The organism is Bariatricus sp. HCP28S3_F11, from assembly GCF_052065395.1.
GTDB lineage: Bacteria > Bacillota > Clostridia > Lachnospirales > Lachnospiraceae > Allocoprococcus.
This window is the reverse complement of record NZ_JBQHUC010000001.1, coordinates 167,454-186,392: the sequence shown is the minus strand read 5'-3', so window position 1 is coordinate 186,392 and position 18,939 is coordinate 167,454. Positions and strand designations below refer to the sequence as shown.

At 45.4% G+C, this 18,939-nt stretch carries 20 protein-coding genes, 1 pseudogene and 1 riboswitch; all 21 genes and pseudogenes read right to left on the bottom strand.

Annotated elements, in window-relative coordinates:
• Position 1: 1 nt before the first annotated feature.
• The 21 genes and pseudogenes from ACTNBR_RS00910 to ACTNBR_RS00810 all read right to left on the bottom strand — a co-directional run bounded on the left by ACTNBR_RS00910 (position 2) and on the right by ACTNBR_RS00810 (position 18,835).
• On the bottom strand, positions 2-562 hold the full coding sequence (locus tag ACTNBR_RS00910; RefSeq protein WP_427807080.1) for an ECF transporter S component: 561 nt from the start codon (positions 560-562) through the stop codon (positions 2-4).
• A 13-nt stretch (positions 563-575) separates the two neighbouring features.
• Positions 576-1,550 (bottom strand): nucleoside hydrolase, encoded by a 975-nt coding sequence (locus tag ACTNBR_RS00905; RefSeq protein WP_427807081.1) that lies wholly within the window; start codon positions 1,548-1,550, stop codon positions 576-578.
• A gap of 125 nt (positions 1,551-1,675) precedes the next feature.
• A riboswitch (PreQ1 riboswitch) is annotated at positions 1,676-1,720 on the bottom strand.
• A 101-nt stretch (positions 1,721-1,821) separates the two neighbouring features.
• Entirely contained in the window at positions 1,822-3,474 is a 1,653-nt protein-coding gene (locus ACTNBR_RS00900) for a dicarboxylate/amino acid:cation symporter (RefSeq protein ID WP_441017320.1), read from the bottom strand.
• A 77-nt stretch (positions 3,475-3,551) separates the two neighbouring features.
• Positions 3,552-5,168, bottom strand: coding sequence for a dicarboxylate/amino acid:cation symporter (locus ACTNBR_RS00895; RefSeq protein ID WP_427807083.1), 1,617 nt, complete (start codon positions 5,166-5,168; stop codon positions 3,552-3,554).
• A 179-nt stretch (positions 5,169-5,347) separates the two neighbouring features.
• Positions 5,348-5,851 (bottom strand): transcription elongation factor GreA, encoded by a 504-nt coding sequence (gene greA / locus ACTNBR_RS00890; RefSeq protein WP_427819767.1) that lies wholly within the window; start codon positions 5,849-5,851, stop codon positions 5,348-5,350.
• 151 nt (positions 5,852-6,002) lie between these two features.
• Complete coding sequence (gene rseP / locus ACTNBR_RS00885) at positions 6,003-7,031, bottom strand: RIP metalloprotease RseP (RefSeq protein WP_427819766.1); 1,029 nt, start codon at positions 7,029-7,031, stop codon at positions 6,003-6,005.
• Positions 7,032-7,034: 3 nt separating this feature from the next.
• Entirely contained in the window at positions 7,035-8,177 is a 1,143-nt protein-coding gene (gene dxr / locus ACTNBR_RS00880; RefSeq protein ID WP_427807087.1) for a 1-deoxy-D-xylulose-5-phosphate reductoisomerase, read from the bottom strand.
• A gap of 60 nt (positions 8,178-8,237) precedes the next feature.
• Entirely contained in the window at positions 8,238-9,041 is an 804-nt protein-coding gene (locus ACTNBR_RS00875) for a phosphatidate cytidylyltransferase (protein WP_441017327.1), read from the bottom strand.
• Complete coding sequence (locus ACTNBR_RS00870; RefSeq protein ID WP_427819763.1) at positions 9,034-9,750, bottom strand: isoprenyl transferase; 717 nt, start codon at positions 9,748-9,750, stop codon at positions 9,034-9,036. The genes ACTNBR_RS00875 and ACTNBR_RS00870 overlap by 8 nt, the downstream gene beginning before the upstream one ends.
• 112 nt (positions 9,751-9,862) lie before the next feature.
• Positions 9,863-10,414, bottom strand: a complete 552-nt coding sequence (frr, locus tag ACTNBR_RS00865; protein WP_427807090.1) for a ribosome recycling factor — start codon at positions 10,412-10,414, stop codon at positions 9,863-9,865.
• Between the two features lie 28 nt (positions 10,415-10,442).
• A complete protein-coding gene (pyrH, locus tag ACTNBR_RS00860; protein ID WP_427807091.1) occupies positions 10,443-11,138 on the bottom strand; it encodes a UMP kinase in 696 nt (231 codons plus the stop codon).
• A 126-nt stretch (positions 11,139-11,264) separates the two neighbouring features.
• Positions 11,265-12,179, bottom strand: coding sequence for a DMT family transporter (locus ACTNBR_RS00855; RefSeq protein ID WP_441017330.1), 915 nt, complete (start codon positions 12,177-12,179; stop codon positions 11,265-11,267).
• A 53-nt stretch (positions 12,180-12,232) separates the two neighbouring features.
• A complete protein-coding gene (locus tag ACTNBR_RS00850; RefSeq protein ID WP_441017333.1) occupies positions 12,233-13,057 on the bottom strand; it encodes an amino acid kinase family protein in 825 nt (274 codons plus the stop codon).
• Between the two features lie 64 nt (positions 13,058-13,121).
• Complete coding sequence (locus tag ACTNBR_RS00845; RefSeq protein ID WP_441017336.1) at positions 13,122-14,063, bottom strand: tRNA dihydrouridine synthase; 942 nt, start codon at positions 14,061-14,063, stop codon at positions 13,122-13,124.
• Positions 14,060-14,743: a tRNA (N6-threonylcarbamoyladenosine(37)-N6)-methyltransferase TrmO gene (gene tsaA / locus ACTNBR_RS00840; protein WP_427819759.1), complete on the bottom strand. Its 684-nt coding sequence runs from the start codon at positions 14,741-14,743 to the stop codon at positions 14,060-14,062. The genes ACTNBR_RS00845 and tsaA overlap by 4 nt, the downstream gene beginning before the upstream one ends.
• Before the next feature lie 34 nt (positions 14,744-14,777).
• A complete protein-coding gene (locus ACTNBR_RS00835) occupies positions 14,778-15,554 on the bottom strand; it encodes a GTP pyrophosphokinase (protein WP_441017339.1) in 777 nt (258 codons plus the stop codon).
• Between the two features lie 159 nt (positions 15,555-15,713).
• Complete coding sequence (locus ACTNBR_RS00830) at positions 15,714-15,848, bottom strand: hypothetical protein (protein ID WP_427819268.1); 135 nt, start codon at positions 15,846-15,848, stop codon at positions 15,714-15,716.
• A 127-nt stretch (positions 15,849-15,975) separates the two neighbouring features.
• Entirely contained in the window at positions 15,976-16,746 is a 771-nt protein-coding gene (locus ACTNBR_RS00825) for an ABC transporter permease (RefSeq protein WP_441017342.1), read from the bottom strand.
• A 29-nt stretch (positions 16,747-16,775) separates the two neighbouring features.
• A pseudogene (locus ACTNBR_RS00820) lies at positions 16,776-17,489 on the bottom strand (ABC transporter ATP-binding protein); the annotation flags it as partial.
• Positions 17,490-17,693, bottom strand: a complete 204-nt coding sequence (locus ACTNBR_RS00815) for a PLDc N-terminal domain-containing protein (protein ID WP_441017345.1) — start codon at positions 17,691-17,693, stop codon at positions 17,490-17,492.
• Between the two features lie 26 nt (positions 17,694-17,719).
• Positions 17,720-18,835, bottom strand: a complete 1,116-nt coding sequence (locus tag ACTNBR_RS00810) for a helix-turn-helix domain-containing protein (protein WP_441017348.1) — start codon at positions 18,833-18,835, stop codon at positions 17,720-17,722.
• Between the last annotated feature and the right edge of the window lie 104 nt (positions 18,836-18,939).

Sequence of the window (18,939 nt, the reverse complement as noted above, 5' to 3'; positions counted from 1 at the left end):
TCTACAAGCTCTCCTTCAAATATTTCTTCAATACTTTATTTAAAATCACGACCATATACAGGCAAATGACTCTGTCGATATAATCCGTAATAAACTGCACAACGAAGCAGCTTCCCACCAGTCCAAGCGGTGTTCTGGCAAGTAACTGAACCAGAATCGTGGATCCCGAGGACGTAATTCCGCCGAATAAAAACGCCGTAATACACGAACTTGCAATCGTGGACGGTATGGTGATCACAAGCGCCGCCACCAAAATCCACAACTTCTTCGGATTGTATTTTCTATATATTAGACCGGTCACAAACCCAAGTATAATCCCAACCGGTGCATAATACAGTGAATAAATATCAACGGTTATCCCCATCAGCACACCGCTGATCAGATTCGGAAGCATCCCGTAAAATGGCCCCAGAACCGCAGCAATGAAAACGGTCCCGATACTGTCCAGATAAATCGGAAGTTTCAGAAACAGCGCAATCTGTCCTCCGATAAGATTAATACAAATAGCAAATGCAATCAGGCAAATTTTATATGCCGGCGTTTTTCTCGTCTTTTCAGTCATACTCCAAGTCCTCCTATATCATGTCCTTCAAAACACCCAGTTCTTCCGGCTTCACATCTAATATTCTTGAGAGGAACAGCCGGAAAAAGCGCAGTACATCTACTTCCGTCATCACTTTTGCATTGGGCTTTTTTCTGTAAAAATTCATCGAATCTACCACCGACTGTCCCAGAGAAATTCCCTGTGTTTCAATCTGTACATAAGAATCAAAGCCCCGGCAAATATTCCGATCGATAAAATACGCCACCGTAAGCGGATCATTGATCACACACCCGATAATGTGCTCCCACTGCCAGTGAAAATCAAAATAAAACTTTGTAATCTTCCTGATAAAATCTCCCGTTTCTGGATCCAGACGGCAAATATATTCCAAAATCGTCGGAGTCAGAACGATTTTCCGCGTCACATCAAGTCCAACCATATGAATCTGCCTGCCATTTTCATACATTGTATCGTACACAAGCGCCGCCGCATCCGGATCGCACCAGTAGTTATACTCCGCAACCGGCGAACAGTTTCCATGACTTTTAAACGTTCCGCCCATGGATAACAGCTCATCTATATTGAGAAATGCATCCACATCCCGCTCGATCAGCACCGCGAGATTCGTCATCGGTCCCAGTGCGATCACAGAGACCTTCTCCTCTTTCAGCACAGATGCCATAAAATCAACGGCTCCCATTTGCTGTTCATAGCCATCCACCTCCGGCAAATAGCTCTCCCCAAGTCCATCTTCTCCATGCGTATCAAGCGCATTCACATATTCCCGCCTGATCGGCCTCTTTTCCCCGACAAAAATCGGTACATCCAGCCTGCCCATCTGCCGCAAAACCTTCTTGGCATTCTCAAAGCCCATCTCGACAGGAGCGTTTCCACACACGATCGTAATTCCGAGCACTTCCATCTCTTCCGATTTAAGCGCCATCATAATCGCAAGACTGTCATCAATTCCAGGATCACAGTCAATGATCACTTTCCTTCGTTCCATTTTCTTTTTTCCCTTTCCTAATCATTTTCAAAGGCAAAAAAATAGCTTTTGTTTACAGAAACCTCTATAAACAAAAGCATCATGAACCAGGCCGCATTCCTGCAGCCTGAAAATATTCAGATTTACTTTGCCTAGTTTTTTATACTGGGAGGTTTTCGAACCAGTTTCGAAAGATAGTGTAGCACAGTTCAGATGATCTGGCAATCATTTTTTATCCATTCCGCATCTTTTGTAGTAATCCAGGTGACTATGTACCCGTCCCCCAGTCACTTTATGAATTATACTTGTTCAGCTCAACCAATCCTTCCGATCTGGCAACAATTGTAGTAACCGCTGCGTCTCCGGTTACATTCGTACAAGTATGCCCCATACCCACCAGTGTATAGATTCCCATAATCAGGCTGATGGCTTCTACCGGAATTCCAATCTGCGGAAGCAGGATCGAGATGCATACCAGACATCCGCCGGGAACGCCCGGTGCTCCGACAGACAGGGCCAGAATCGCTACGATCAATGTTACCAGTGTAGATCCTGTTATGGTTACCCCGAAGACTTTCGCCATAAAGAGGGCACTGATGATCTGCGTTATACAGCTTCCGTCCATGTTGATCGTTGCCCCCAGAGGAATAGAGAACGAATAAACCTTTTTGGAGATACCAAGCTTTTCATCACATGTCTTGATTGTAGCAGGCATCGTCGCATTACTGGAGCCTAAAGTAAAAGCCGTCAGCATGACCGGGAAAAAGCTCTTTAAAAATTTCAGAGGATTGAGTCTTGCGACTGCCAGAATCAAAATCAGGTATACAGCAATCATCAAAATATCTCCTATGTAACATACCGGAACCCATGCAGCCACTTTTATGAGGCTGCCGATATTCATGTCGATTACCATCTTTGCCATGGAGCAGAATACGGCATAGGGCATAACGGAAATGATTATGGCCGTTATTTTGGAAAATACAGCGTTTGCGCTGAAAATTGCTCTTCTGAACCCTGCGTCTCGATCGGATAATTTGGAAGCGCCCAGTCCAAGAAGTGCCCCGATGAAAATAATCTGCAGCATGTCCGCCTTGAGGAACGGGCTGATATAGTCGGTGGGGATGATGTTCACGATGGTATCTTTTATAGAAACACTGATCCCACCACTATTTGAGATTGCGGATGCGGCATCCACCGATACTGCTTCTACAAGAGCCGGATCACCAATCGGGAACATCTGATAGACCAGATATCCAATGGTTATGGCAATGACAGAGGTAAACAGATAACAGCCGACGACTTTACCGGCTATTTTGCCCAGCGCTTTTAAATCTCCGAAATCTGCAATGCTGGATGCAATCGAGAAAAACACCAGAGGTGCGACGATTGTTTTCAGTGAATTTAAAAACATAGTCGATACAGACGCAAAAATATTTTCAGATATTGCCGCTGTAATAAAATCCGGAACAAAAAATTTAAAAACCAAACCGACCAGAAGTCCAAGTCCCAACGCGAGCAACGTATATATCAGCTGTTGGTACTGAGATACCTTAACCTGAATATCCGCGATATTTACATGACGTTTGTTACTAATGGTAATATTATCTCCCAAAACTTTGTTCATCAGGTTTCGGATAACCACTTCCGTCTCCACGTCCATCTCGTCCGAATAATCAAACAGGCTCTGAAGATCGGCAATATCAAATTGATCTCCTCTGCAGCTCATATGAATGCGGACATTTCCCAGGAAGGATTTGACCTGCACCTGAACCGTATCCGTTTCATTTTGAGAATTGGCAATCAGCTTTGCCAAAACCTCTTCCGCCGTCAAAAGCGTACCTGCGATCTCTTTTTTTGAGACTTTCTTCTCCGTAAGAACTTCCCGGATAAACTCGATCCCTTTTGATATTTCACCCGGATGTGCATTCAATGTTATTTTACTCATTTTCCCTCACCACTCCTTTTTCTCTCATCATGTTCTCCGGTTCCTGTGTGTAAATGGTTCCGGAGCATCTTGTGTCATCAATTCGAACGTCCCTGCCGACACCTGTTTATCACATCCATATTCTGCATACCGATTTTCGATGAAATACTGAAAAGCTCAACAAGGAGCAACAGCATATCCCCGGATGTAAGGAAAAAGTCAAAAATCATGTCGAGTGCAACGGTGATGACAAGTGCCTCCGCAGGAATTCCAAGCTGCAAAAAAAGCATCGTATATGTTGCCGCCGCACCTCCGGGAATCGGGGGCGTGGACACTGCGGAAACGGCTGTGATAATAACTGCGGTCACGATCCAGCTTACCGAAACCTGAATATCAAAATCCTTACTGAAATAGAAGCAAATCAGTATGTAATAAAGCGCGGTAGAAGGCTTGAACAGTACCATTCCAAAGGGAATTCCAAAAGAGGAAAGGGAAGCGTCAATCCCAAACCTTCGTTCACACACAGACATATTTGACTCATAGGTGGCCGCAGAAGATGCCGTAGTAAGAGCAATCAGGTAGGAAGGCAGACAGGATTTGACCAGATAAATGGGACTGACTCTTCTCAGCATGGATACACCGCAGATCAGAATGAAGGCACATACCAGCCATGCAACAAAAAAGACAAGTGCAAATCTCCATACATTCAGTAAAGTCTTGTAGCTGTCCGACCAGATTATCTTCAAAATTACAATAAACACAAAATAAGGAACAAAAGTTGAAATTGTACCCATTAAGAATGTTATTATATAGTTAATCTGTTCCACCGCTTTTGCCACCGCAGATGTTCGCTGACCCAAAAATATCATGGACAAACCGATGACAAAGGCAAGAAAAATGATTTGAAGCGTATTTCCCTCAACAAAAGGTGATAAGATATTGGCAGGAAAAATATTCAGTATCATTTCAAACAGCGTGCCAAACTGGGAGGATACGGAAGAATGTGCCGAAATACCGTTGCCGAGAAACGGATAAAACAAAACACCTTCAGCACTAAATAAAAACACAACCGACACGAAGCTGAGCATCAGCTTTTTCCCGATTCTTCCCAACGTATAAACGTCTCCGATGCCATAAACTCCCCACGCAACCGAAAGGAAAATCATCGGCCCCGCAATACAGGACAGGATGCGGAAGGCAGCGTCCTCAATGGGCAAAATAATATTTTCATTTATCATAGCAAGAACATCGGGACTAAACAACAATCTGCCGAGAATTCCCACAACTATTGACGATAGTATAATCATCAGCAGCGACAGCACAGGGTTTAGTGCCTTTTTCTTCATTTGAAATGTCAAAATATTTTTGCCGTCCACATAAGAATACTCGGGAATCAATCCGATATTCACCAACATATTCTTACTTCCGTGGCCGAAGTCCTCACTTTCTACGCTGTACGGATTGCACGCTTCTCCCTTGGCACTGATCTGGAAATATGACCTCAAAAACCTGGTTCCCGTTTTATATGATACCGTTGCACCTTCTCCCAATGTATTCAGCCAAACTCCCAGACTCTCTTCGATTGAAAGACGGATGCGAATCACGTCTTTTCTCTCCATTTTGTACCCTGTGCAACAGCGGTTGGCTATTTCTGAAATGGCGTCTATTGATGATGCAGTAAGGGAAAAATTTTCTGTCTGTGTTATGTTTGCCAAATATTTCACCTCCTTTTCATGAATATATCATTTTTCTAACTTTCTTTTTTCGCATAGTACCAATCATCAGATGAAAATACATCTCTGGCATTGACTTGTTTTGCGGCGAACCAACATCTGCAGAATAATCACAAACTACTTTTAATTTATTCTGTAAGTCCAAGCGATCACTACCACAACTAATACGCCCGAATCCTATCCTCTTCATCATCCGTCGTATTCTCAATTTTAACAATCTTTATATCATAAGAATAGTCGTCACTGACTTTCACCGATACGGTATCGCCAACCTTATGTCCGAATATTGCTTTTCCGATTGGAGATTCGGTGCTGATATATCCGTTCAGCGAATTTCCGCGAATGGAAGTGACCAGTTTGAATGTTTCTTCCTCGTCATCTTCCGGAAAATAAACGGTGATCCTGTTATTGATTCCGGCTACTCCATCTTCTGATTGATCCGATACGATCACTGCTGTTTTCAGCATTCTTTCCAGATAGCGGATTCGGCTTTCGTTTCGGTTTTTATCTTTCTTTGCCGCATGATATTCGAAATTTTCGCTTAAATCCCCGTGTGCTCTTGCTTCTTTTACTGCTTCTATCGCTTCCTTCCGGACAACAAGCTTACGGTATTCGATTTCCTCCCGGATTTTTTTAACATCACTTTCTGTCAGCTGCTCTCGCATGATATCTCTTCCTTTCTATTATATATATTGTTTTCTTTTACCTTCATCTGAATAATAAAAAGTTCACTCCATTTTACATCCACACGCTACCGCAAATAGAAAATCCGATGCTGTGTGGTATCATTTTCTCCACACACCATCGAATTTCATTTTAAAAGAAGATCTTCCTTACATCATTGAACATGACAAATGCCATGAGTCCGAGCAGGAATACCATTCCTGTCAAGTGTACATATCCTTCTTTTTCCGGCGGTATACGTTTGCCTCGTATGACTTCGACGATCAGGAACAACAGTCTTCCTCCGTCCAGTGCCGGAATCGGCAGCAGGTTCATAACACCCAGGTTGGCGGAAAGGAGTATGGCAAGTCGCAGCATATTGACAAACACCAGCAGAGCGCCGCCTGATTTGGACTGTTTGTAGGTATTATCTACAATATTGACAACTCCCACCGGTCCGGAGAGTTCGCTCACTCCTACTTTGCCGGTGAACAGCATCCGAAGGCCGCTGATCGTGGAATCGATCCAATAGCGTACTTCAAAGACACTGTATTTTAGCATATCGAAAATACCGGCTTTCTCATATCCGGTGCTTGTTATCCCGATCATATAGTATCCGTTTTCATTTTGTACCGGAGTGAGAATGACGGAATGCTTTTCTCCGTCACGAATATAAGCGATCTCCTGTTCTTCTCCCGCGTGAAGCTGTTCGTAGACAGAGATATCACGGAAAATATATATGTGTTTGCTGCCGATCTTCACGATCTTATCTCCCGCCTGAAGTCCTGCTTCATAGGCCGGGCTTCCTTCGGTTACGCTTCCTGCGACCGGCTTATCGACACCGATGATGCCGATAAAAATGATACTGCAGATGAATGCAAGTATGAAGTTAAAGGCCGGTCCTGCCGCAATGACGGAGATCCGCCGCCACGGGGATTTGCTGTTGAAGCTTCCCTCGCTCAAATCATCGACTTCATCTTCTCCCATCATACATGCGCCTCCGATGGGAAGGAGTTTCAGACAATAATCGGTATTGCCGATTTTTTTGTGCAGAAGAGTCGGACCCATTCCGATCCAGAACTCATCTACGTCGATTCCGTTCTTTCTGGCCAGGATAAAATGTCCCAGTTCATGGAAGAACACGATAAAACCAAAGATAAAAATCGCAAGTACGATTCCCATTTACTACCTCCTGCTTCTGATTCTTTCATAGGTTGCCGCTTCTGTTTCCAGTATTTGTTCCACAGTCGGGTTTTCAATCGTCTTATGCGCTCTCATACAATCCTCGATAATCTCTATAATTTCCAGGTATTTGATCTCCCGGTTCAAAAACTGGCTGACTGCCAGCTCATTTGCCGCGTTAAATACGGTCGGCAGTGTTCCCCCTGTCCGTCCTGCCTCGTAGGCGAGTTCCAGACCATAAAACGTATCCATATCCGGTTCTTCGAAATCCAGATGTCCGATCTTCCAGAAATCGACTCGGTCTCCGGGAAGGTATCGTCTCTCCGGATAATAAAGTGCGTACTGGATCGGCAGCTTCATATCGGGCGTGCCGAGCTGTGCGATCACCGCGCCGTCTACGAATTCAACCATGGAATGGATTACGCTCTGTGGCTGAACGACCACCTGTACATCATCGATATCGACATCGAAAAGCCATTTTGCCTCCATCACTTCGAGTCCTTTGTTGACCATGGTAGAAGAATCGATGGTGATCTTGCGTCCCATTGCCCAGTTCGGATGCTTCAGTGCATCTTCAACGCGGATATTCAGCAGATCCTCCTGTTTCTTTCCGCGGAACGGTCCGCCTGATGCGGTCAGAAGGATTTTCTTCACTTCGCTCCGTCTGCTTCCCTGCAGGGATTGGAAGATCGCGCTGTGTTCGCTGTCCACCGGAAGGATCTTCACACCCATTTTCTTAGCCAGCGGCATGATGATGTGCCCTGCCGTTACCAGTGTTTCTTTATTTGCCAGTGCGATATCCTTGCCCGCTTCGATGGCTGCGATCGTAGGCCGGATGCCGATCATTCCGACGATCGCCGTGACCAGTATCTCGCTTCCTTCAATCTGTGCGATTTCCAGAAGTCCGTCCATTCCGCTTACGACCTTTGTACCGGTGTCGCGGATCCGGCTTTTCAGTTCTTCGGCTTTCTCCTCGGCCCATACGCCGACGAGTCTGGGATGGAATTCGCGGATCTGCTGCTCCAGCAATGTGATATTATTTCCGGCTGCAAGAGCAAGCACTTCGATATCTTTATTCTCTCTTACGACTTCCAGGGTCTGTGTTCCGATCGACCCTGTAGATCCAAGTATTGCTATTTTTTTCATTTGCGCCTCCTGCCTGTATGGCTTTCTATTTCCAAACTTGTTACGGTCCGCCGTGCAGCACTACATGATTGCCATTGCCATAAAGTAAATAACAGGTGCTGTGAAAATCACGCTGTCAAATCGATCCAGGATACCGCCGTGTCCCGGGATCAGTTTTCCGTAATCTTTAATATCGTGGTCTCGTTTGATCGCTGACGCTGCCAGATCTCCGATCATGGAGATCATACCTCCCACGAAACAGATCAGTGCAAATTCGGCCGGACTGACCGTCGTGCCGCCCCATCTGTTGATGGCGAGTGCGTAAAGTGCTCCGAGAAGTGCGGCTCCCGCAAGACCGCCGACCGCGCCCTCGATGGATTTCTTCGGGCTCAGCTTCGGAGCCATTTTGTGCTTTCCAATCAGTACTCCGACACAGTAGGCACAGGTGTCACATCCCCAGGAGCAGAGGAACACGAGTCCCACGAGGAACAGTCCGTCTTCCAGATTTCTCGTCTGGTAAATGAAGGACAGCATAACTGCCACATAGAGGATCCCGAAGTATACCATCGTTACCTGATCTGATTTGAATTCCGGAAATGAAAATACATAGACTGCCATCACAACGACCAGTGCGGCGATGAATACCATAACCTGAAGCTGGAAATTGCCGGAAGCTGCAAGGAGCACCACGTAGTAGGCGATCGCTGCCAGATATCCTGCGATTCCAAGCGGATTCTTCTCACAGTTCACAACCTGATAGAGTTCTCTGAGTCCGATCAGGCTGACCAGAGCCAGTGTAGTCCATAACACATATCCTCCGCTATAAATGGTCAGAAATGCGATGATGACCAGTACAATTCCGCTGAGAAGTCTTGTCTTAAACATCTTCTTCCTCCTTTATCTTACCGTAACGTCTGTCTCTGTTATTATATTGCATAATAGCCTTTTCTAATTCTTCTTTTGTGAAATCCGGCCACGGAACGTCGGTGAAATAGAATTCGGTATAAGCCAGCTGCCATAACAGATAATTGGATAATCTGAGTTCGCCGCTGGTCCGGATCAGCAGATCCGGGTCCGGAATTCCGTGGGTGTCCAGATAGCTTTCAAATACTTCTTCGGTCACTTCATCGGAAGTAATCTTTCCTGCCTCACAGTCTTTCATCATTTTCCGCATGGCACGGACCATCTCGTCGCGGCTGCCGTAGTTGATCGCAATCTGAAAATTCAGCCCGTCGTTATTCTTCGATGCCTCTTCCAGTTCTTCGATCCGGGTACGGATATCGTCATCCAGACGGGTCTTGTCTCCGATCACCCGTACCTTCATGCGGTTCTTCTCCGCCGTTTTCAGACAGGTCTTCATATAATTGCGAAGCAGTGTCATCAGTGCGTCCACTTCACTTTGCGGACGGTTCCAGTTCTCTGTGGAAAATGCATAGACGGTCAGATATTTGACTCCCATCTTATATGCCACTTCACAGATCTTCTCTACATTCTTACTCCCCTGAGCATGACCGTAATTTCTCGGCATCCCTTTCGACTTCGCCCAGCGGCCGTTGCCATCCAGGATAATTGCGATATGCTGTGGTACGTTCATACTTTTTCCTCCCGTGCATTCCAGATAAAATTCCGTCCTATGCACTTTCTATAAAACAGAATAAAGGGGCTGCAGGTTTCTTTGCTGCCCCTCCTCTTTCTATCACAACTTGTTATACAGTCATAACTTCCTTGGATTTCGCTTCTACAGATTTATCAACTTCCTTGATATATTTATCGGTCAGTTTCTGCAGATCTTCTTCCATATCCTTGATCTCATCCTCTGAAACTTCGGTGCCTTTTAATTTCTTAAATGCATCGTTGCCGTCGCGGCGGATATTGCGGACTGCCACTTTAGCTGCCTCACCTTTCTTCTTAACATCCTTCACGAGTTCTTTTCTTCGTTCCTCGGTCAGTTCCGGAAATACCAGGCGAATCACACTGCCGTCGTTTGTCGGGTTGATTCCGATGTCTGACATCTGGATTGCCTTCTCAATTTCACGGATCAGCTTCTTCTCCCATGGCTGGATCTGGATCAAACGTGCTTCCGGTACGGAGATGTTCGCTACCTGCTGAATCGGAGTCGGTGTTCCGTAATAATCAACCGTCAGTTTATTCAAAATATTCGGATTCGCTCTTCCTGCACGGATTGATGCAAGCTCTCCATCCAGATTCTTCAGTGTCTTCTGCATCTTCTCCTCGTATACTTTACATCTTTCATTCATGGTTTCTTCCTCCTCTAATTCAAGCGTCCTATACCGTAACTTTCGTGCCGGTAAAGTGTCCGCTCATAGTCTCAACAATACTATTTTCTTCGTTCAGTCCGAATACCAGCATCGGCATCTTATTCTCAAGGCACATAATGGATGCGGTCAGATCCACTGCCATCAGCTTCTTATCGATGATCTCCTGAATGGAAATCTCATCGTACTTCTTCGCCTCTGGGTTTACCTTCGGATCACTGTCATAGATTCCGTCAATTGCCTTTGCAAGGAGCATCGCATCCGCTTCGATCTCGATTGCTCTTAATACAGCACCTGTATCTGTTGAGAAATACGGATGCCCTGTTCCTCCCGCGAAGAACACAACCTTTCCTTCGTTCAGTGCTTCTACTGCGGCATCCTTGGAAAATAATGTGGTAAATGCACCGCAGACGAACGGGGTAAATACTTCTGTCTTCATACCCACATGACGGAAAATATCGGATACATAGATACAGTTCATGACCGTTGCCAACATACCAATCTGGTCTGCCTTCGTTCTGTCGATCGTCTCGCTGGTTCTTCCTCTCCAGAAGTTACCTCCTCCGGTCACGATCGCCACCTGAATGCCCTGGTCCACAATCTTCTTCACCTGCTCGGCAACCCCGATACATGTTGCTTCGTCAAACCCTGTCTTCTTATCACCTGCAAGCGCTTCTCCGCTTAATTTTAAAAGTACTCTCTTCATCTGTCTTCTTGCTCCTGTCTTTTCAGTTTGCATATAGCTCGCACTATGTAAATAGTATATCATACCTGTTTTTAAAATGGAAGTTCTATTTCTTTCCTGGTTCTCTTTCCAGTCACCGATTCATCCTTACGGCTGAACTGTTTTTCTTTCCGGAAGCTGTGCAAGTATGATCGCGGCAAACATCAGCACGCATCCGCAGATTTCTCGCATGCTCATCACCTGTCCGAGTACCACCCATCCGGCCAGCACGGAGAACACGGATTCAAGACTCAGGATCAGGGAAGCCACCGTCGGGTCCGCATCTTTCTGGGCCACAATCTGAAGTGTATAGGCAACTCCACTGGACATCACACCTGCATAAAGCAGCGGAACCGCAGCCGCAAAAATGGCGGACAGTGATGGCTTTTCAAAGAGAAACATCGGGATCGCGGAGATAATTCCCGTAATCCAGAACTGGATGCAGGACATACGCACGCCGTCCACCAGCGGTGAGAAATGATCGATCACCAGGATATGGATGGAAAATACAATGGCACATAGAAGTACCAGAAAATCACCTTTGCTGATAGAAAATTTCTCAGTCATGCAGAGCAGGTACAGTCCCACGACTGAGATTGCCACGCTGATCCACACCTTCACTCCTACTTTCTTCTTCAGGAAAATTCCAAAGATCGGCACCAGCACGATGTATAATGCGGTGATAAAACCTGCCTTTCCGACGGTCGTGTATTTCACACCAAACTGCTGCAGATTGGATGCCACACACAACGCAATCCCACAGCAAATTCCTCCTATGAGAAGGGTCTTCTTCTCTTTTTCTGACATCGTGCGCTTTTCCGTTACCCCTTCTTCTTTCATTTTCAAACGATCCAGAAACCAGATGCACGGAATCAGCACGATTCCTCCCAGGATCGACCGCACGCAGCTGAACGTGAATGGCCCGATGTAATTCATCCCCACGCTCTGCGCCACGAACGCGACGCCCCAGATAAATGCCGTCAGAAACAGCATTGTAATATTTTTCAAACTCATTTTCTTCATGATTAGTTACCTTGTGTATCCTTTAGATTCTATTTTTTCCCGTAACGATCCAGTTACTCTTTTTCTTTATACTCAATGATATTCTTATTCTTCAGCTCGTGATCATAGAGTTTGTTTTCATCTTTGATGATGATCGTTCCCGCACCTGCAACGCTGAAAAATTCCAGAAGAAGCACATGGCGGATCCTGCCGTCCAGCATATGTACCCGGTTAACTCCCTGTTCTGTCGCAAGCAATGCAAAGTCCAGAATTTTCCTGAGTCCCTCCGGGAAATTTCTTTCTTTTTCCAGCGAACGCACTGCCGGCACGGTAAGGCGCGGATAGACCTCCTTGCGGCTTTCATCTATATAGATTCCGGGATATTTAGAAAGATAGATCAGCTTATCTGCCCCAAGCCGGACTGCAATTTCCAATGCCGTCTCCTTCGGGTCAATATACTCGGATTCATTATCAATATCATTCGGAACGATGACCGGAATGTAATCGTTATCCAGAATCATATGTAACGTCTGCACGTCGATTCCGCAAACGCCGATTGCCTTCACTCCACAGAGTTCCAAGAGCTTTGCGATCCGCTTGTTCTCACGGAACTTGTCCATTCCCATTCGCGTGTCATGCACAACGACCGGATACATGCCTACGCTTTTAAGAAGAACGATGTCCTTCATCAACTGCTGTTCTTCCATCCCGCTCAGCCACTCGCTGCAGCCGTATTCGATCACGATAATTTTCTGGCTGAAATCGCGGATATACGGAAGCGCATCGATCAGAATCGCCGCCTTCTTCTCCACTTCTTCTAAGTATTTATCCATTTGTGACACCTCACTTTTTTCTTTAAATTTCACAATCAGGACCATCATATCATAAACTCTTCCCATACACAAAGAATTTCTTATTTCATATTTCCTTATCTCAGAATTTCTCAACTCATGTTTTCTTTTCTCAGATCTTCATATCGCACGCCAGAAACAATTCGTCTACAGCCTTCTCATAAATCTCCACCTTCTGTGCCTTTTTTATTTTCTTCAGATATTTACCGGAATCCGGAAACATTTCTCCCATGTATGCCCAGAGTTCTTTCATTTTAAATAGAACCGGCGTATCCCCGGAGTTCACTTCTATATATTCTTTCAAAAGGCGGTCGTGAAACTCATGAATTCTTTCTTTTTCCGGAGCCCCTTTACCTTTTATCATTCCGATCAGTCCGGGATTTCTTAAAATCCCCCGCCCCATCATAAGCATTTCCGTCCGCGGAAATCGTTCTTTCCATTTTGCATAATCTTCAACCGTAAAAATATCGCCGTTATAACAAAGCCGGTTTGCGCTCTCTTCTGTCGCTTTTTCGAAAGCTTCCAGATTCGGAGTATTCTTATAATAATCCTGTTGGAGCCTCGGATGAACGATCAGTTCTTCCATTGGAAAACGATTGTAGATCCGAAGCAGTTCATCAAACTCTTCCTCATCCCATTTTCCGATCCTGGTCTTGACGGAAATCCTCATATCCAGCGCTTCAAATATTTCATCCAGGAAGCGTTCCAGGTCATCCGTTTTGATCAGGAAACCCGATCCGCGGTATCGGGATACCACTGTTTTGGACGGACAACCCAGATTAAGATTCACTTCCTGATATCCGAATTCCTCCTCCAGTTTCTGCGCACAAAAAATAAACTCTTCCGACCGATTCGTCAGAATCTGCGGAACAGTATACATTCCTTTATTATGCTCCGGCAAAATTTCATTCAGCTCCCTGGAACTGAATTTCCCTTTCTGATTCGGTGTCAGAAAGGGAATGAAGTATTTGTCAGCCGGTTCGAACAATTCATGGTATGTTCTCCGGTAAATGTATCCCGTGATTCCTTCCAGTGGTGCCATATAGTATTTCATATGGTGTCCTCACTTTCCACCCCAACGATAAACAATTTCTCCCCCTCCACACGAAACTTCACATTCATCCCCGCGTAAGCCATTCCATAGATCCGCTCCGGATCATTCTGATAAGATGGCCGCGGATCCTGTTCAAGAATCTGAAAAAGCACCTTTCTATCTTCTTCTCCGATTCCATCCAACACTCCATTTTCATCACACACGGAAAGAGCATAGTCCTGCACTTTCCCGGCAAATCCGCTTTTCGCTTCCGGATGACTGTCCACATATGGCAAATAAGGCTTGATATCGTAAATCGGCGTCCCGTCAAGCAGATCGGCTCCGGTCACATAAAGAACAGGACCTTCCTTTTCTGTTACTTCAATTCGATCAAGTTTCACACTGGAAAGCCCGAGGGGATTCGGGCGAAAAGGTGATCTGGTCGCAAAGACTCCCATCCGGCAGTTTCCTCCGAGCCGCGGTGGACGTACGGTAGGACTCCATTCTTCCCGTTTTCCTTCGGAGAATTCCCATATCAGCCAAAGATATGAATAGTCTTCCAGCCCCCGGACCGCCTCTTCTCTTCGGTATTCTTCTTCTAAAACAATTCTTCCGCGCGTGTCCGCCAAATTACTCTGCCTAGGAATCCCGAATTTCTCTGGGAAATCCGTATGGATCACGGCTATTTTCTTCAATTCCATTTCACACCTATCCCTCCCATTCCCATTTCTATTTCTATTCCTTCTCCTCCCGCTCCTCTTTCATGCGCCGGAAATAGGAACTCATCTCATCCGCCATGCCCGACAGCCGGTTCAGAAGTTTCGAGAAGTCGGTCAGCATCTCATCGTCTTTATAATAAGGATAGACAATGTCATGGTCGATCTCGCTCCAGCCTTCCTCGAAGAGCGTTCTTCCCTGAATTTCTACATAATAGCCTTTATATTTCACAATATAGTGGAGTGAACGGTAAATCCCGTCTGCCCGGATCTCGATCAGATTCCGGTCATAAATCTTTGTGTCTCCGGAACGCTTATAGACTTTCGGGCGTTCCGCGATATAATAATGATTGATGTCGTCATCAAAATCCTCAATTCGATTTTCAACATACTGCTCCGGTTTATTTTCAAACACACTGGTCAAATAATTGTGGAAATACACCCAATCTTCCCGGTACAGGAAAAACACCCGAATCCCAATCAGATCCGTAATAAACTTGTGGTAGTTCGTCCGGTCCAGGCGGGAGAATTTCCCCATGTTTTCTCTCCGTTTCCGGATGATCTTCTCCAGAAGATGCCCCGGCTCCTTGGTACGGTATCGGTATGAATGGATTCCCGCTTTTTCAATATCATATAAATAATCGTCCACAAAATCTTTGCCGATATCGCGCAAATGTCCCTCGATTCCCTGATAATCCTCGTAGATCGCAGTCAGCTCTTCCCATGAAATCTGCGCTTCCCGGAACTCCTTCTCGGACAGATTATATGTTTCCAAAAATTCTTTTTTATCTATCATTTATCGCTCCTTAAGGACGTTCCTTTTGCCACGAGGAGCGCCCTTTGCTCTTTTTCTGTTGGTTTTATTATACAAAGAAAGCAGTTTTTTGTAAACTGTGGTATTCGCAATGCCAAAAGCTTAAATTTTTTTCAAGATAAAAGGCACAACATTTTCATGCTATGCCCTGTCTTTCCGTTTCTTTATTTCGTTCTTTAATAGGTTGATCCCCATAATCAATGAAAGTACTAATGTAATCGGTGAAATCAGAATATTCACCAGCAACTGCCCCGCCTTTTTTAACCAATCCCGCATATTCCACCTCTTCTTTCGCATCCTCCATTATAAACGCTGAAATTAATTATAAAATTTAAAATGCGAATGTCAATGGACTTTAGGGTTTTTTAATATTATGACCAAATTCTTTAGACTTTCCAGCATTTTACAGTGCCTTTTTATTGAATCCGGTCACTGCTGCGATGGTCTGAATCAGGATCAGAAACGTAATCACAATGAGTGATGCCTGGTAATCTTTGATTTCTGCAGATTTCGTTAAAACATTCGTAACCCCGAGAAGTTCGGTGGGAAGATATTTGCTGATGCCGTGATACATTCCCAGAAGATAGGAAATGAGGAAAACGCCACCTGTCATTCCCAGTACAGCCGTGTTTGTCCGGGCAAGTACGGAACTGAGGAAGATCAGGCTTACCAGCCACACACCTAAAATATAGAAGCAACCTGCAGCAAACAGCGGATGTTCGATCTTGCTTTGATCCCAGAAATACTGGTTATATCCAAATGTGATCCCGTACATCAGCCAAAAGAAAACTGTCCAGACTATGAGAACCATGATTTTTTTTGCGGCGAGTATTTTCCATCTGGAAATTCCTTTTGTCACCATGCCGATCAGCGTTCCGCTCTGATATTCAGACGTGAGGATTCCTGCAAACATCAGGAGAAATACGATCAGCGCCATGGGTGCATTTTTGTAAAATTGTGTCCATGAAGTCATAGCATCCACTTCCACCGCGGTCACTACAAGCCCGGTTTCCGCCATACTATCTGCCATACTTTTCATCATCCAGGGTGTCAGTTTGGCGATGGCCGGATTCATGATTCCGAACAAAACCGAGATCAGCAGAAGAATGACCGCTTTCCCGCTCCGGAATAGTCCGAGAAATTCTTTCTTTATAAATGCTGTAAATGCGCTCATTTCCCGATCACCTCCATAAATAATGCTTCCAGATCCTCTTTCCTGTGAAATTCAATCTCGAAACCGACGCCTTTGTGCATCGCATGAATGTCGTCCATGGTTCCCTGCAGCGCAATTTCTCCATGATGAAGCAGCGCAATCTGATCGCAGATCCGCTCCACATCAGACAAGATATGCGTGGAAAACAAAACAGTCGTGCTCTCCCTGACGGCAGACAGGATGTCCAGTATTTCCTTGCGCCCCAGTGGGTCCAGAGCAGAGGTCGGCTCATCGCAGATCAAGAGCTTCGGTTTTCCAAGCAGTGCCTGTGCAATCCCAAGCCTTTGCTTCATCCCTCTTGAAAATCCGTGTATCCTTTTATCAGCTTTCGTCAGTCCGACCATCTCCAGTAGCTCATCCGCTCTTTTGTCCGCTTCTTTCCGGGTGATCCCGGACACTTCACCGCAGAGCCTCAAATATTCTCTCGGAGTCATAAATCCATAATATTCCGGGACATCCGGCAGATAGCCGACATACCGGTTGGTTCGTGTCTGCCCGTAGCACACCGCCTCTCCCTCCACCAGAATTTCCCCGCCGTCCATCCGCAGCAGACCCAGAATCATTTTCATAGTCGTCGTCTTACCGGCCCCATTCTCGCCGATAAACCCGAACACCGAATGCTCCGGGACCCGGAAACTCAGATCGCGAATGATCTCCTGGCTACCAAATGATTTTTTCACCTGCGAAACTGTCAGTGTATCCATCTAACTCTCCTCTTTTCCCAGAAGGAAATACAGCACCGGACCGATAAATTCCATTCCGATAATGGTTACGACAAGCCAGATCGCCCGATTTCCTCTTTTATAGTTCTTGTGTGTAAGAATATGGTAAATGGTGTAGCCCAGAAGTCCGAACTGGACAATCACAAGCGGTATAAGAAACGGTAGCATTTCATTTAGATTATTCATAATGGTTCTCCTTCCTTGTTTGGATGTTATTCTTCTTTCAATATTCGGATAGTATTTCGGAAAATTTCCTGTTCCCTGATTTCGTCAAACGCAGGATGCATAAGCCCCTGAACTGCGCTGTCGCGGATCGTTTTCTTATCTCTGGGCGCTCTTCCTCCCAGATCGAAGCTATCATACCATTTGGAAATGGTGTCAAAATAATCATCTCCGTGCCGCTCCAGGTTCTCTTCTTTCAACATCCAGTCGATGACCGTTCCATACAGTCTGACTCTTTCCAGCGCTTCTTCCGTATGATGATGCATGGTATACACCATAGCGGCCTCCAGATGAAAGAGTGCGGCAGAGTTCGGAACCAGACGTTCTACAGCAAAGAGTTTGCAGATTTCATCCGTTCTTCGTATGATCTCACTGCAAAGCTCCATCTCTTCTTTCTGAATATCCAGATATAACGTCGCCCCGTCAATCAGTAACATAAGATGAGTGAACATACTGACCTGTGTACGCCGGATCGCCTTCTCTTTCTCTCCGGCCATCTGATAAGCCTGTATCAGCAAAGAATCCGCCGTCCTTTCCATCCGCTGTGTCTGATCCAATTCTTCCAACTGCTCGATCACTTCATTTACCCTTCCCTGCATCAGCCGAATGACGGCACGAATCATGACCGTTTCATTACAGATTCGTATGTTTTTGCAGTCATCCAGTATATGACCGCACAACTGATCCGCTTTTTTCAAAATCTCCTGACCCCGCTTTTCATCACCGGCCAGCATAAAATGGTTCAGCCACAAAAGGCAGATCTGATATAAAATAGAATAACAGGAATAGTATTTCCGTACCAGTTCTTCACTCTCCTTTATCACATCTTCAAATGGTCTGGATGCAAATTCTCCCGCCAGACGGTAGTACTGCTTCTGGATCTGTTCTTTACTTAACTGCGGAGAATAGCCCAGAAGTTCATCTACCGTCACGTTAAAAAAGGACGCCAGCTGCGGAAGAATCAAAATATCCGGCAGACTCTGCCTGGTCTCCCATTTGGAAACCGATGCCTTGGTCACCCCGATAAAATCCGCCAGTTCTTCCTGTGTAACCTTCTTCTCCCGCCGAAGCCTGGTCAGATTATCGGCAAACTGTAAGGTGTTCAATATATTTTCCCTCCTTTAGTCCGGTTTGTTTAATATCATTTTATTGGAAAATGCTATGAGAAACAATGGAGGCTTACGATACTTTGCGATTTTTTATCAACTGT